General features: G+C 33.7%; 8 protein-coding genes, 9 tRNA genes and 1 rRNA gene. All 18 read right to left on the bottom strand.

The window, feature by feature from the left end; all coding sequences use genetic code 11:
• Positions 1–21: 21 nt before the first annotated feature.
• A complete protein-coding gene (locus tag HOY35_RS07225; protein ID WP_172211486.1) occupies positions 22–2,607 on the bottom strand; it encodes a YfhO family protein in 2,586 nt (861 codons plus the stop codon).
• A gap of 139 nt (positions 2,608–2,746) precedes the next feature.
• A complete protein-coding gene (locus tag HOY35_RS07230) occupies positions 2,747–3,517 on the bottom strand; it encodes a TraX family protein (RefSeq protein ID WP_172211484.1) in 771 nt (256 codons plus the stop codon).
• Positions 3,518–3,656: 139 nt separating this feature from the next.
• Complete coding sequence (locus HOY35_RS07235; protein ID WP_172211482.1) at positions 3,657–4,682, bottom strand: low specificity L-threonine aldolase; 1,026 nt, start codon at positions 4,680–4,682, stop codon at positions 3,657–3,659.
• Positions 4,683–5,126, bottom strand: coding sequence for a MarR family winged helix-turn-helix transcriptional regulator (locus HOY35_RS07240; RefSeq protein WP_172211480.1), 444 nt, complete (start codon positions 5,124–5,126; stop codon positions 4,683–4,685).
• Positions 5,127–5,372: 246 nt separating this feature from the next.
• Entirely contained in the window at positions 5,373–9,635 is a 4,263-nt protein-coding gene (locus tag HOY35_RS07245; RefSeq protein WP_172211478.1) for a Cna B-type domain-containing protein, read from the bottom strand.
• A 185-nt stretch (positions 9,636–9,820) separates the two neighbouring features.
• The gene (locus HOY35_RS07250) at positions 9,821–10,273 is read right to left on the bottom strand and encodes a hypothetical protein (RefSeq protein ID WP_172211476.1); all 453 of its coding nucleotides are present in this window, start codon (positions 10,271–10,273) and stop codon (positions 9,821–9,823) included.
• Between the two features lie 474 nt (positions 10,274–10,747).
• Complete coding sequence (locus HOY35_RS07255; RefSeq protein WP_172285824.1) at positions 10,748–12,583, bottom strand: Cna B-type domain-containing protein; 1,836 nt, start codon at positions 12,581–12,583, stop codon at positions 10,748–10,750.
• Positions 12,584–13,483: 900 nt separating this feature from the next.
• Positions 13,484–14,326: a hypothetical protein gene (locus HOY35_RS07260; RefSeq protein ID WP_172211472.1), complete on the bottom strand. Its 843-nt coding sequence runs from the start codon at positions 14,324–14,326 to the stop codon at positions 13,484–13,486.
• Positions 14,327–14,618: 292 nt separating this feature from the next.
• Positions 14,619–14,702: transfer RNA gene (locus HOY35_RS07265), tRNA-Leu, on the bottom strand.
• Positions 14,703–14,744: 42 nt separating this feature from the next.
• Positions 14,745–14,816 (bottom strand) — tRNA-Gln (locus HOY35_RS07270).
• A 24-nt stretch (positions 14,817–14,840) separates the two neighbouring features.
• Positions 14,841–14,913, bottom strand: a tRNA-His gene (locus HOY35_RS07275).
• A gap of 34 nt (positions 14,914–14,947) precedes the next feature.
• Positions 14,948–15,018: transfer RNA gene (locus HOY35_RS07280), tRNA-Trp, on the bottom strand.
• A gap of 34 nt (positions 15,019–15,052) precedes the next feature.
• Positions 15,053–15,133: transfer RNA gene (locus HOY35_RS07285), tRNA-Tyr, on the bottom strand.
• A gap of 4 nt (positions 15,134–15,137) precedes the next feature.
• Positions 15,138–15,210: transfer RNA gene (locus tag HOY35_RS07290), tRNA-Phe, on the bottom strand.
• Positions 15,211–15,238: 28 nt separating this feature from the next.
• Positions 15,239–15,311: transfer RNA gene (locus tag HOY35_RS07295), tRNA-Asp, on the bottom strand.
• Positions 15,312–15,319: 8 nt separating this feature from the next.
• A tRNA-Val gene (locus tag HOY35_RS07300) sits at positions 15,320–15,392 on the bottom strand.
• Positions 15,393–15,402: 10 nt separating this feature from the next.
• Positions 15,403–15,475: transfer RNA gene (locus HOY35_RS07305), tRNA-Ala, on the bottom strand.
• 37 nt (positions 15,476–15,512) lie between these two features.
• A 5S ribosomal RNA gene (gene rrf, locus HOY35_RS07310) occupies positions 15,513–15,628 on the bottom strand.
• Positions 15,629–15,637: the final 9 nt, after the last annotated feature.

Consider the following 15,637-nt stretch of genomic DNA (forward strand, 5'->3'; position numbering starts at 1 on the left):
AAAAAGGATCGCAGTTCCGATTTAATCGGAAACTACGATTCTTTTTTTAGAATCATACACCTGACAGGATACGAGCAGAAATAAACCAACAATTGAAATAATTAAACCGATTTCAAAGGATTTTGAGCGATATTGAAGAACGACTTTATGCTGTCCCTCAGGCAGCTTAACACCAATAAAAGCATTTAATAATTTAATTTTCTTGACAGGACGACCATCAATCCGAACTTGCCAATTTTCATCATAAGGAATTGATAAAAATAAGATTTCATCCGCCTTCGCTTCAATTGTTCCCTCAAGCTTATTTGATTGACCGTCATAGGTAGAAATATATTGTTTATTATTTTCAGATGAGTATGCTTGAACCGCCTCAGTTAAAGCTTGCTTATCTAATGTCTGTAAGGATTGGGTTAGATTTTTACTACGCTTAAGACCGCTGGTCTGAATATGTAAAACAGTCCCCTTTTCAAAATAGCCTAGCTTTACTAAGCAACGACTAGTTAATTCAATTTTTGTTGAAATTAATTGACCATTTACCTTAATTTGATAGCTAGCATTCTTATCAGGGTGAACATCAAGATAAGCTTCCCCTGTCGCACCAGTTATCACCTGCCAGTCATTGTCGGTCGTCCTAATTGCTTTTTCGGACGGCTTAAAAAGCATAAAATCATTTTTTCCGAGCATGGCTTGTGCCAAAAGATTTTGGTTATCAAAGGGTGCGTTTATTTTAAGCTTAAGCTGATTAAAGTTTGCTGGTACTGCATAGCCGATACTTGACTTGCTTTGATTACTACTATATGCAGCAACACGTCCACTTTGATAAACAGGTACTTCACCTTCTTCTTGATGCTCTGAGAAGATGTATTGAACATTTAACAGATAATTTGTGAACGCCGTTGAACCAACATCAGAAATTCGTCGCTGATTCTTAGAAAATAAACCTAGATTTTGTAGTGTTAGCCTTAAATCATTATTTAAGGTTGAGCTATAAGACGAAATGGCATAATAGTTATTCATCATCGCCTGATTATAACCATTATCAATCCCACAAATATCATTTTGAACCCTAAAAAGAGAACGATCAGTTTGACGAATCTTCTGCACCAATCCTTTAGTTAATCGACCAACCTCTGATTCCTTCTGTGAAAATTCAGATGATTGACCAAAAGGTGCATCAGAAATCATTTGATAATAATTAACACCTAGCTCAATGACAAAAATTGATAATATTAATGGCAACATGGCACGCCGCCGCTTTTTTATTTTTAAAAGAACCGCGAATAAATAAAAACTAACAATTGAAATAATTAGCAATTTAAAATCCGGCACTTCTAAGGTATAGTTCGTCATGTATGCGGGGAAAAACTTAGGCATATTTTCATTCAAAAATTTCAATGAAAAATAACCAATTACCATGGCAAGTGCAGTAACTGTCGGAATGATAAATACATTCTTTGAAATATTTGACCACTTCAGATTTGACCAAGATTCATAGGCAATCACAATCAAGAAAAATGAAAGCATATAAGCATTCCGATAAGGGAAGCCTGCAGTCATTTGAAACATATGCCAAATCGCATTAAAGGTTTGAATCATAAAGCTAAAAAATAAAACGGCAATCATGCCTAGCTTTAATCTTTTTTCTTTTATTGAAACCTTTTTTTCAAAGAAATACAATACAACTAAAATAATCGTCAAGGTGCCACAATAGATATTGGGTAAATGCGATAAACGGCTTGCATAGCTTGTCGAATCCATGCCAATTTGTAAAAAGAAATCTGTGAAAAAGCGGGGATATGGTAAAAATGTTAATGCTGAAACCTCTGTTTTACCTGTGCTTAACATACCAATGACTGCTGGAATCAAAATAAATGCACTGAGCATTGCCCCAATCACTGATTGGCGAACAAATAAAAGGAATGTCGACTTAGTTTGCTGCCAGTATGATTTCAACGAAGTGAATGAAGTTGTCTTCATTGTCCAATAAAAATAATAAAAAAGAGCAAATAGACAGGTCATATAGCCAAGATAATAATTAACAATAATCGTCGCTGCCAGAGTAAGCGTATAGGCGAGCGTTCGACGCTCATCAATTAATTTTTGTAGATATAAAACAACTAACGGAAATAAAATCACAGCATCTAGCCACATAATATTAAATTGATAAATGACCACATATGAGCACAATGCGTAACCCAAGCTGAAAAATATTTGTGTTGTGCTATTATGCTTAAAGGTTTTTCGCAAATAATAATTCATGGTCGCACTGCAGCAGCAAATTTTCAATAAAATAACACAGGTCACCATGGTATCCAACGCAAAATTAGGCACTAACAAGAATAAAAAATTAAACGGGCTCATTAAATAATAGGCTGCCAATGGTAAAATACCATCGCCCATACCAGTTGAGAACGAATAGATTAAGCTTTCTTTACCTAACAACATTTGTTTTAAGTACGAGAAAAATGGCGTATATTGCGCGCCTAGATCACTCATCATTAAATTATAATTGCCGAATGGTGTAATATTTAAAATCATCATAATTGGAATTAAGACGACAAGTGGTAACAAAAAGCTCAAAATTTGGTATAAAATACCTTTTTTCATAACTACCTCTTCCAAATAAATACTCATTATTTTTTATTTTAAATACATAAATAAATAACGCCTTTTTATTATACTAACTATTTGAATATATCCAAAGCAAAAAGGTAGAGTTTAAGGGATGTTTAATAAATCTGGATTGCTAAATAAAATAAATTGTTGAAATTAAATATAAAATGATAATATGCAGTGGATAAAAAATGTAAAAAAACCATTTTTCACTTCTACCTTTTTTACCATTATATAAGTAGATAGGAACCAATGAAAAAACCATCAACCATTGAGTGCCTTTTGGATCTGAAATAAATACCAAGAGACTTAAGGCAAACAAGGTAAGATACTGGGCCCAACGCATATCTCGAAAGATATAAAATAAAAGCGCTAATAAAACATAAGGTAAGCCTCCTTCAACCATTAATAAATTCGGTATATATTTTAAAACACCCGTTCTAATCGGCTGAGGTATAAAATCTAAGGTCATTAAGAAAAGGGATAGTGGCGTAATACTTATAAAAGCAATCAATCCAATAGCTGCTTTTTTAACATATTTTTCTGTACCAAAAAAGCCATCATAAATCCACATCGCACATAAGCCTAAAAATAAGGTTCCAAATATCGAATTTATTAATTGAACCTTATCATTTGGAAATAAGGCTGAAACCCCATAAAATAAAAATTGACAGACCCAATAGCCAAGCAAAAGATTAAGCATATAGCGCTTGCGATTATGCGTAAAGTGAAAGCCCTCGGCACTTAAAAAAAGAAAAATTGGAGCTACTAACCGACCAAGCATATTAAACCACATCGGCACACCTTCAAAATATAGCATCTGATGAATATGATCAAATACCATTAAAACAATACCAAGCATTTTCAAATCAAAAGTCGTTAATCTTTTTTTTATTAAATTCAAGATTTTATCCTCCATAAAATAACTCATCTTTCTATATCAATATCATTATTTTATCATCTCGAATCCATTTATAAACTTACACTTTTGTTAGCTAGAAATAACAATCCAAGCCCAGCCTTTTAGCAATTCAAGAAACGGTCTAAATTATCTTCGATAACTCTTGAATATGAGTTTCTCTAGTCGCCCAGCTAGTCGCAAATCGAACAATTTGATGGGCATCATCATAGGACTCCCAAATTGAAAACTTAACTGTACGCTGGAGCTCGGCGACCTTTTTGTTACTTAAAATGAAAAATTGCTGATTGGTTGGAGAATCGATATATAACTGATACCCTTTATCAATAAATAATTGTTTTAATTTATTAGCCATTTTAATCGCATGCGCACTTAATTCAAAATATAAATTATCTGAAAACAAAGTTAAAAACTGAATGCCTAATAAACGTCCCTTTGCTAAGAGTGCACCTTGCTGCTTAATCCTTGTAACAAAATGCTTGGGCTCGTTATTTTTAGTAAATACGACCGCTTCCCCACACAATGCCCCTATTTTCGTACCACCAATATAAAAGACATCAGATAGCTTTGCAATATCTGCAATCGTTAAATCAGAGGAGTCACTCATAAGCCCATAGCCTAGGCGTGCACCATCTATGTAAAGTGGTATCTCATGCTTTCGACAAACCCTAGAAAGCAGCTCTAGCTCTTCACGTGTATATAGCGTGCCATATTCAGTCGGATAAGAAATGTAAACCATACCTGGAAATACCATATGCTCGTGATTAACATCCTGATAAAAATGGTTAAGATACTGACTAACCTGATAGCCATCTAATTTACCTTCCTTACCTTCAAGGGTCAGCACCTTATGCCCAGAAAACTCAATGGCTCCAGCCTCATGTGTACTAACATGACCACTGTCTGCTGCAATCACACCTTGATAATTATCCAGCATAGTATTAATCACAATCTGATTGGTTTGTGTTCCTCCAACGAGAAATCTAATTGTGGCTGTTGGACATTGAATTACTTCCCTTATTTGATCCATTGCCTTCTTAGAAAATTCATCCTCTCCATAGCCAGATTCTTGAATCATGTTTGTCTCTACTAGCGCCTTTAGTAATTTTTCATGAGCACCCTCAGAATAATCATTCTCAAAAGAAATCATTTATAAATCCTCCATTTCAGTTACCATTATTTTTTCTAGTAATCTTTCAATCTTTTTCATTGATATAATTAATTCATCTATTTCTGAAGGCTCTAACCTCTCAAAAAGAGCTACTACCTTTTGATTTGATTCTTTATCAACATATTCATTCAAATCTCGACCCTTCTTAGTCAAATACAAATGAAACAATCGATTATCTATATCATCTCTAATCTTATAAATAAGATGCGCTTTTTCTAATTTACTAACCATTCTGCTTAAATATCCCTTATTGATTGCTAAGTATTTAGATAGCGCATTAGCAGTAGCACCAGGATTTCGAGATATTTCACCAAGAAGACGCATCTCTGCCATTGAATAATTTAAATCAAAAACATTTTGATCAAATACACCCAAAAGTCTTGAATAATAACGATTGAACTTTCTGATTTCTTGCACGTTCATAAAATTTCACCTTCATCAAATTAGTTTAATTGATCAACTATTGTTTATCATATTTTTTAAAGTTGCTTTTGTCAACCATTTTTTGAAAATACTCTATTAATAAATAAGCTAATTCAGTTGCTGAAATCCCTTAAAAAAACAATTTTAATTTCATGTAATTCTATAAATCAAAAAAGTATCTACACTAAGAAAGCTGTAGATACTATTTTTATTGATAACAAAAGAATTACTATAAATTTTAAAATACTAGCTTTTACGTCGTTTAACATAAGCCAAGCCGCTAAACAGACCAATAATTCCAAGCCCAACTATCGTTAATAAACCATTATCTTGACCATTAGTAGTTGGCAAGCCAGCTTTTTCGGGTTGACCGGTATATTTATTAGTAATCTCAAAGCCATTAACCGTAGCCTGATAATTTTCCACAGTTTTCTCAGTAACTGTATATTCTATTTGCTTTCCATTATCAAATTTAGGTAAATCCTTAAATTCAAATTGCCACTTGCCATTCTTATCTGCCTTAACAGTCTGCTGGGTAACCTTTTGACCATTAGCTAATAGATTGACGACAATACTATCTGGACGCTTACCAGCCTTATCATTTGAATCATCCCAAATTTTGGTACCATTAATCGTTCTTTTACTTGCTTCTCGTGTATTTGTTATCAGAATATTACCCTTATTGGTATCGTCGATTGTAGTCTGATAACCCTCTACTTTTTCTTCTTCAACCTTATACTCAATTTCTTTACCGTCTGATTTTAAAGGCAGGTGATTCCATGTCGTCGTCCATTGATTTGCATCATTTAACTCGATTTGTTCACCATATTTTTGACCATTAGCGAACAACTGAACTTTGATACTATCGGGACGAATTTGATCTATATTTTGATCATCAACCCAATTTTTTGTAACAGTAACAGATGTTTCCCCTGGTGTATGAGTATTTATAACATTAAAACCATCAATCGTTGTATTGTAATCCTTAACAGAATCTTCAGTGATGGTATAAACAATTTCTTTACCGTCATAATACTTTGGTAAATTAGAAAATCCATATTGCCATTCAGTTGCCTCCGATACCTCTGTAGATTCAACCTGTTCACCATTAGCTAATAAATTAACGGTTACCTTATCAGGTCGATCACCATCTTGGTTATCGTGGTCATCCCAAGTTTTAGTCCCTGAAATATTAATATTTTCATCTTTCACATTGGTTACATCAATTGAATCTAAAGCCTCAGTGACCGTAAAATAAATTGGACTTTCTAATTTATTATAGCCATCTGGAGCCGCTACCTCTTTCAAATAATAATCTTTTCCAATGATTAAGCTCTTCAATACGGCTTGACCGTCGGCATTAGTTTCAAGGTTCTCTAAAACCTTTTTATCTCCATCTTTTTCATAAAGATCAAAGATGGCGTGAGCTAGTTTAGTCTCAGGATGATTCTGATCAATTTTATTTAACAAAACATCCTTTTTATCATAATTTACTGGAATCTCTGAGCTCAATGCTTCGATATAAACCTTTCCATCATTTAGAGAATACGCAAAGCTATTATACGCCGAATCACCATCAGAAATCGAAGCTGAATTTTCAATTTTACTACTTAGGGTAATACTGGTTGTTGCACCAGCCTTGATTACTTGACCAGCCTTCAAAACTGCCTTAACTGCCGTGACTTTTGAATAATCAGATACTGAGCTCACCCAATTCATATTCTTAGTATCCTCAATAGACTCTTTTTGTACATCGGTTGAATAATAAATATCAAAATTATCTGAGGTCACTGGACCAGTTAAAGGTGTTGAGAATAGAGAATTTCTTGCTGGATACTCTCCTTTATCATTAGGTGCAATAGCTGTGTCACCCTTTTGAGGTAGCTTATCAATCAAGCTGATGCTATCAATATCTCTCGTTGAATTATTTACCAGCTTTAATTGGTAATTAATATCAGAGCCAATTTTCCCCTTTGAGCCTAGAGAAGAAGCATAATTATCATCTGACTCACTGGCAAGTTTAACTGATTTATACGCTACTAACACCTTATTGGGATAAATATTAAAGCTCGCATATGATAAATCGGTATATCTGGCTGTATTATCTGAACGATTATCAGCATTTGTCGTAATATTAGCCCAAACACCTGATGGTGTATCGTATTGAATAATACCTGAGGAAGTCCCTAAATTAGCATTAAACTTATTATTATCAATTGCAATAGCTGATCTAATCACATAGCTACCAATTGGCAAACGACTATTAACTTTAAAGCTTAATGTATAATAATTAGTCGTTGTTTGAGTGATAACGTCTAGATTACTTGGCACTTCAATCTTCTTTGGCTTAGCGATGATTAGGTTATAGCCTGGAGCATAAGCTGGTACGGTTTTAATACTTTCAAAATTATCAGAGTCCATAATTGGATCCAAGCCGTCCGGTACTAAATAATAAATATTTAAATTTTTAGGTGTAACACCCTTTATCGCATTACCATTACGAGTATGACTATATGATGTACTTACCGAAATTGTATCATCGGTGTAAAATGCACTACCATTAGTAATTGATGTCCCATAGTATCTTTGAATCGAATCATACTGTAAAAAATAGTATTCATAGGCACCCGAAGTATGACTATTTGTCAATTTAGTCATGGTATCATCAGTAGCATTAGCATGAACCTGTGTTTCAGTAACTGTAGATGCAGAATCATATTGGTTAATTCTTGGTGCATTTGGAAGCTGTTTTTTTAAATCTTCTGAAACCTGTGAGCTTACGTCTCCAACAACTGAGGTATAAATTGATTTATAAAGACCTGCATCATACTCTGATTTATCAAATTCTAAACCATCATTAGGATATTCAAAGATAATCGAACGATAATTACCAGAGGCAAAAGTCAACCAACCACTCTTATTGAAAGAATCATTAATCGCGCTGCTACTTTGGGCTGTGATATCATCTGAAAGTAAGACTTTCGTTCCATCTGACTTGACTCCATATACCTTGGTACCACTTAGCTTACTGTTCATCTTCGCTAAATTTTCTGATGAAAGTCCAATTAAATTTATTTTTAATTGTGTTGGATTAATATAATTAGAAACATTCATTTGTGAAGTCTTTATTATAAATTTTTCTGGATCTGTATCATTTTTTTTATAATTAATCCAATGATAATTAACGACTTGTTGTGTCTGTCTTCCCTTAGATTTTAAATCCTCACCATCAACTGGCACATACAATGATGAACCAGTTTTTAATGCTACATAGTCATCATCAATAAAGGTAAAGCTATTACTTGTATACATACCAGAACTCACAGGATAGGTTGGTTGTTCTGGTTCTTTTTTCAAAATATAAAAATTTCGGGCAACATACCATGACTTAGCTGGGATGTCTGTTTGAACAACGCCGTCAACAACAGGCTGAATACTGAAGGACACTCTGACTGCTTTGCTCTTATTGGTTGCGTCATTAGATGAAAGATCCATCCCTGACAAATCCAGTTCTATTGATGTAGTAGTAGTGTTGAGCTGATCTCTCGCAATATCTTTGTAATATTGGTTATCTGTATCAGGCACCTTAATCCAATCTGAACCCTCCTTAATCTTTGTACCATCAGGAATCGTTGCAATAACTCGTCTATCTCTTGGATCAGAATTATTGTACGAAGGGAAACCCAAATTATTAGTGCTAAAAACAAAAGTTTGACCATCCTTGACAACATAGTCACTATCAACTTCCTTAGTTAATCTTTCGACATTATAATTAGCTGAATAGGGCGTTTCAATAGTCGCTCTAGCTACAACCGAATATTCACTATTTGCTAAAAGTTGATTATCAGCCGTATAAAATGCCTGCTTAATCACGTGTTCTGTGTTATTAATCACTTTTCGACCAGTTAAATTTACTTTGAAAGGTGTATCAGCCGAATAACCACCTACCAATGTCTTGTAAGTAGTAATAATTTGCCAATCAGTATCTGTTTCTTTAATTTCCAAAGCTTTAAAAGTATCAAATGAAGTCGAAACACCCGATGCAGAAGGCTTATCATATGAATCTTTTGGTAAAGAAATAACAGTATACGAGCCCTCAGCTAACGACAATGTACTACCAGAGACTGAAACACCATTATATAAATTGATAATTTCCCCACCATAGTACGGTGGTTTTTGTGTATTTGCATCTGTTATTTGAACGATATAGGAACCATTAGAATCAGCCGAATACTGTGTAGCTGTCTGATTTTCTTGGCTTTGTTCTTCCTCAACCGGCTCAGATATAGGTAACTCTGAAGCTTTTACCTCTGAGGTCTGAGTATCCTGCGTTTGCGCCTCCTGCTGCACAGGAGGCTGTGCTGTTTGTGCAGCCTCAGTTGTGTCTGTTTGTTCTGTTGCTATTGCAGGATTGTCAGTAACCGTTTCCGCCAAAGCCGCTAGTGGCACAACTAAAAAAGAGGCTAATAAAATAAATAGACTTAAATATGTTGATAGTTTCTTTTTCATTTTTTACTCTCCCAAATCATAATTAACTTTTTATCATATTAATTTTCAATAAAAAAATTAAACGTAATAATCCATCATTTTTTTATTATTCATTTTAAATTCTTAATAATTTTTTATAACACTGATATACACTTTAGATATTCAAAGGTAATTCATTTTTGAAATAATTAAGCTAACTGCTTTAGCTATAAATCGACCATAGAAAGCTTATTTAGCCATAAATCCCTATAATAATTTATAACAATCTGCTGATTAGGGAAATAATTCATTAAGAAATGTTGTATATCATTTTCTTCAAAAGTACATCCTGTAATCACTGACAGAGGATATACAAAATAATTGTCTCTAATTTCAACAATAAACTCTTTGACATCATGCCAATAATAATCGATAGAGTTAATATTATTAACTGGATAATCTCTAATACTGTTTTGGAAAACCATGACCTTTTGGTTCTCATCAGACACTATTAATCTACTGGATGTCTTTAGCGACTTGACAAGATAAGAATTAATTGTTGCCTTGCTCCAACTACACGGCACAATAAAAAAACGTTTATAGACTGAATCATCTATATTTGACTTGATTAAAACTGATAACTCTTTATGCTCTTCAGAAATATTTAAAATTTTTTTCATATTAATATCACACTCTACCCAAATAAATACCTACTTTTCGCCTCCAACCTAACAAAGATTTACGGACTCGTTATAACGAACGATAAAAAGAGGACAAAAAAAAGCCGCTTTAGTAAAATAAAAAACTTACTAAATCAGCAATTCGCAATATAAATATTTTCAATTTTATAAACTCTTTTTATCGTTCGATAAGAGAAGTTTATCTTACCATTTATAATAACATAATATTATTTATAATAACACAATTAACTATGTTATTATAAATAATTGTCGATTTTATCATTCAATAAATTCACACTAATAATGGCAATAAGTCTAAGAAATTAGTACTTTATAATTACTTATAAAATTATTTAGAACACTCAAAAATAAAAGCTAAAAAAAAAGGGGACTCTACACTACAGAAGTCCCCTATTAATAAAATTTATTTAATTGTCTTATCAAAACTTATTTATAAGTTTAAAAAAATTCACTTTAGATAAACTTATTTTTTTTAGAATAAAAGTAACCACCTAAAAATAATAAGACGATTAATCCCAAACCAGACAATTCAACAGCTCGCTTTTCCCCAGTCTGCGGTAATTGTTTTTCTGATGTACTATTAGTATCAGCCTTACTTGGATTAGTTGAGCTGGTTGGCACATCTGAAGTATAAGTATTAGTTATATTAAAGCCATCAATCGTAGATTTGTAATTTGCAACCTCATCCTCTGTTACAGTATAAATAACTTCTTTACCATCCTTATACTTAGGTAGGTCGATAAAGTCATATTTCCAGTCAGTTGCTGCAGTCACTGTCTCACTTGCAACTTTAATACCGTCCGCTAACAAATTAACTGTAATAGAATCTGGTCGTTTGCCGGCTTGATCATCATTATCTTTCCATGTTTTTATTCCAGATACAGAGTATGTCTCATTTAGATTTTGTTTACTATACCATGCAATATATTTTATTGGTGTATCGGTAAAGACAGAACTGATTTCAGACTCAGTAAAACCAGTCGCACTACTATCATCGGTATTTACTGTATATTTAACAAAATATTGCTCATTATTCGATGAATCAATTATTGAACCAGGAATCTCAATATTATAATTTTCAGATTTATTATTAACATCAGCCTCACTTAATTTAGAGTGCTTGTATCTCCCATACTCAGTGGTCTGAGGATAGGTAACTGCATTTACCTCACTGTTATCATCTATATTTCTATATTCAATTTCATAATGACCCGTCGGATAAATTTTTGCGATCTGTGGTGTAGCATTTCCAGTTAAAGTTCTTTGCTGACTTCCACTACCGTATATTGATCCACTAATAGTAAGTGATATGCTGCCACCAGTCTCAATAAAGGGGTTTTCAGACAAAGCGATATCATTGAATGATGTTTCACTGACTAAAGATGCTACTCCATTTGCATAATTATCTTTTACAGTCAGTACCATTGGCTCCATAAATTTGTCAAAGCTCATTGTGCCGATAACTGACTTATCAGCCATAGAAACTGGTATCTTAGCAGTCCACGCATCAACATTTTCTCCTTGAATATTTTTTACGGTAGTTTTCTCAAGGTTAGATGTATTAAAAGTAAATGTATGACCAGATACACCTTCAACCACATCTTCTCGGGCGTTATCAAATGAAGTGGGCTTAAGCCAGTTGCTAGCAAAAAAAACTTCAACATCCTGATCGAATTGCAACCGTCCGTCAAAATACATATTCAAATAGCCAGAAGAACTCTCTATTTTATCAATTCTTCCCCAAAGAACACTTAATTCTTTTCTGATAGATTCATAATCTAAAGTCGCATTATAATTTAAATACTCTCCCTTATCTGTTATAAAGGCGGTATTCTCATTCACATGTTCACTACTACCGTTTAAATAAACTTTAGGATTTATGGAGAAATTTAAAAAGCTCAACATATTGGCCCACTGTTGATATAAATTGCCACCATTTTCTTGAATTATTCTGACATCTTCTTCATTTAAGACTTGACCACCCCTGAAGTAGGTTCCTGAACCATCTTCTTTAGTGTTCCAGCTACCAAAGCGATTAAAGTCAAACCAGCTGCCAGTGGGATTACCCCAGTTTGGATAATGTCCATTTCCTTCATAATCTATGCCACCTAAAACACCACCAACAATTGCATGTGGATAAGACTCTGTTTTACCGTTTATCGTGCCATGATAAGTTATCAAATTTGAATTCTCATCTGCTTTAACACTTTTTAAATTACAAAACGCACTAAAAGCAATAAGAAATATTGTCAGTACCAGCCCTAATTTAATAATATCATCTTTTTTCATAAAATCCCCTCCATCATAAAAAAATTTGTTATATTCCCAAATTATAATACTAAACTAAAATGAATCATATTGCAATATATAACTAATTTTTCGATTATATCATACTACTAAAAATATAAATAATATTAAATTTTGTTATTATATTTATTTCTTAAATGTATATTTTGTTTTTTTATAAAAATTAATTATACTTTTTAAAAATAACGATAAATCTGCTCTGAAAATTAAAAAGGGCTTGTCAGCTCAATGCTAAAATAAACCTCTTACTAGCATAATAGAAAAAAACAAAAAAAAGATCAAAGCTCAGAAGCTTTGATAGTCTACGATACTGGCAACCTTAAAATCACTGGATTTTGAGTGATACGCAGCAATGGTAATTTTGGTGATGCAGAATATTGGGATATACTCACTCATTTGTTCTATTTTGAATAAAAAAATAATTGAAATTAAATAGTGAAAATAAGCCCATAATTCAAAATTATGAGCTTTTACTATATTGTATTATTAAAATAATTGTTCAATAATTCAATGAGCAACTTTTCTTTCATTATTTTTAAAAATTAATTCTTCCCCAAAAGATATTTTAAAAATAATTGATATTTCCTTAGCCAATTCATTAATAAAAATATTTTCATTTATTTTACATATATTAACAATTTTATTTCTGATTCATATTCATCTTTTGTTGCCCTTGGGAATAAATCCACAGCATCCCATGTATTTATTATTTTTTTCAATTGAATGGTTCAAAACGTCTTTCACTATACATAGATAGTAGAACAATCATAGAGTATCTAACGTTTAAATCCGTGTAGAAACCCCACCTAGTTTCTGCTCTTTGCCGTAGCAAAAGCAACTCATAAAAGTTATCAGCCAGATTCTAGTCTTGATAAATTCTAGCTAACTAATCAATTTGGCAAAAGTCTCCACTAACACTCCACTTGCAACTGCTTTAAATATAGAAGAAGAGAAGTCTTTTTTGTTCTCCTTTATAAAAGTAATGAACGATGTAGTTTCCCCACGCTCAGCAAGTTTCAAAGCTTCTTCACTCGCTAACTTCACAGATGAAGAGGAATCTTGAATTGCTGATACAACCTTTGCTAATTCTGTTTGAATCATATTCCAGTCTAATTCATTATTTAAAACTTGTATTATTGATGAATTATGTTGATGACCAATAGAACTATTCCCTGAATTGTTATTACCAGAATTATTTATTGAATTATCATTCGAAACGGATAAATTATTGAAGTTCACAGTATTATTATTACCTGCAATATCATAGATATTTTTTTCAATCATATCTATTTTTTGAGTGTTATTAATAACACCATTAAACGCTTCCTCGATTACACTTCTAACTCTTTCAGCAAAATTATAATCTGAAAAGAATATACTACATGTTGTACCAGAATTCAGTAATAAATTAAGAAATATTTGATCATCAGGTACGTTTTTGAATACTGTATAAATATACCAACTTGATAAACATAAAGCAACTATACCTATAGCAATATTAAATTTAATAATAAAAAGCGAAATAATTGCAATTCCAATAGCAACAAAAGGAATTTTTACCTTTGTTTCAATTTTACCTACATATATTTTAGATATGCTACTCAATTGAATTGTAGTATGAGGCAGTTTCAAAACATTCTTCGAAACTACCATACTTTCAGTCCTTACTTCATTTTCACTACTTTGATCCAAAATATCCTTCAACTGTTTCAACTTATCTTCCAAGCAACTTCAACTCCTATGATATATTTATATTCGTTTAATTATATCATATGAAAATGTTTTTTTATACTTGGAGTAAATTATTATTGTTTTGTTCATTTCGATTTATGAAGTAGCTGATTTTTACCTGTACACTTCAAAAGAGTCACTTCTTTTCTTCTAGTCACTCTGCCTTCTCCTTTAGCGAGTAACCTCTAAAATTTATGGTCCCCTCAACATCATACTTTTGTGATACTACAAACACGCCTAAAGACAAAAAGAAAAGCTCAAACGCTGAACTGCGTTTGAGCTATAATACCGGCGGCCGGGGTCGAACCGGCACGATCGTGAGATCACTGGATTTTGAGTCCAGCGCGTCTGCCAATTCCGCCACGCCGGCAAAAATATAAGAAAAGCAAAACCAAGAAGATTTTGCTGTCAACTGGGGTAGCTGGATTCGAACCAACGCATGAGGGAGTCAAAGTCCCTTGCCTTACCGCTTGGCTATACCCCAATAATAATAATTAATAAAACAAAGGGCGAGTGATGGGAATCGAACCCACGAATGCCAGAGCCACAATCTGGTGTGTTAACCACTTCACCACACCCGCCATAATATAAAAGCCCTTAAATAAATAAAAGCGACACGGGCAGCAGGAATCGAACCCACACCAAAGGTTTTGGAGACCTTTGTTCTACCTTTAAACTATGCCCGTAAGCATAATGGAATACCATTATTATGATAAAAAATGGAAGGGGAGGGATTCGAACCCCCGAACCCGAAGGAGCGGATTTACAGTCCGCCGCGTTTAGCCTCTTCGCTACCCTTCCAAAATGGCGCGAGACGGAATCGAACCGCCGACACATGGAGCTTCAATCCATTGCTCTACCAACTGAGCTACCGAGCCAACTTAGAAAATTAATTATTTAATTAAACGGTCCCGACGGGAATCGAACCCGCGATCTTCGCCGTGACAGGGCGACGTGATAACCGCTACACTACGGGACCAAAGCCAATGGAGGTTGACGGGATCGAACCGCCGACCCTCTGCTTGTAAGGCAGATGCTCTCCCAGCTGAGCTAAACCTCCGATTCACTTATGGAGCCTAGCGGGATCGAACCGCTGACCTCCTGCGTGCAAAGCAGGCGCTCTCCCAGCTGAGCTAAGGCCCCAAATATCCATCATGAAGATGGATAACATATTCTTTTCGCATGGCAACTTCCTAGTCTCGCAGGGAGAAACCCCCAACTACATTCGGCGTGAAGAAGCTTAACTTCTGTGTTCGGCATGGGAACAGGTGTGTCCTTCTTGCTATCGCTGCCACACTGGGCGTC

The sequence above is a fragment of the Enterococcus sp. MMGLQ5-1 genome (assembly GCF_013155265.1).
GTDB lineage: Bacteria > Bacillota > Bacilli > Lactobacillales > Streptococcaceae > MMGLQ5-1.

Coding starts and splice junctions, on each gene's coding strand:
- HOY35_RS07250 (WP_172211476.1), bottom strand. CDS start 10,273: ATGAAAAAAATTTTAAATATTTCTGAAGAGCATAAAGAGTTATCAGTT.
- HOY35_RS07245 (WP_172211478.1), bottom strand. CDS start 9,635: ATGAAAAAGAAACTATCAACATATTTAAGTCTATTTATTTTATTAGCC.
- HOY35_RS07235 (WP_172211482.1), bottom strand. CDS start 4,682: ATGATTTCTTTTGAGAATGATTATTCTGAGGGTGCTCATGAAAAATTA.
- HOY35_RS07240 (WP_172211480.1), bottom strand. CDS start 5,126: ATGAACGTGCAAGAAATCAGAAAGTTCAATCGTTATTATTCAAGACTT.
- HOY35_RS07225 (WP_172211486.1), bottom strand. CDS start 2,607: ATGAAAAAAGGTATTTTATACCAAATTTTGAGCTTTTTGTTACCACTT.
- HOY35_RS07255 (WP_172285824.1), bottom strand. CDS start 12,583: ATGAAAAAAGATGATATTATTAAATTAGGGCTGGTACTGACAATATTT.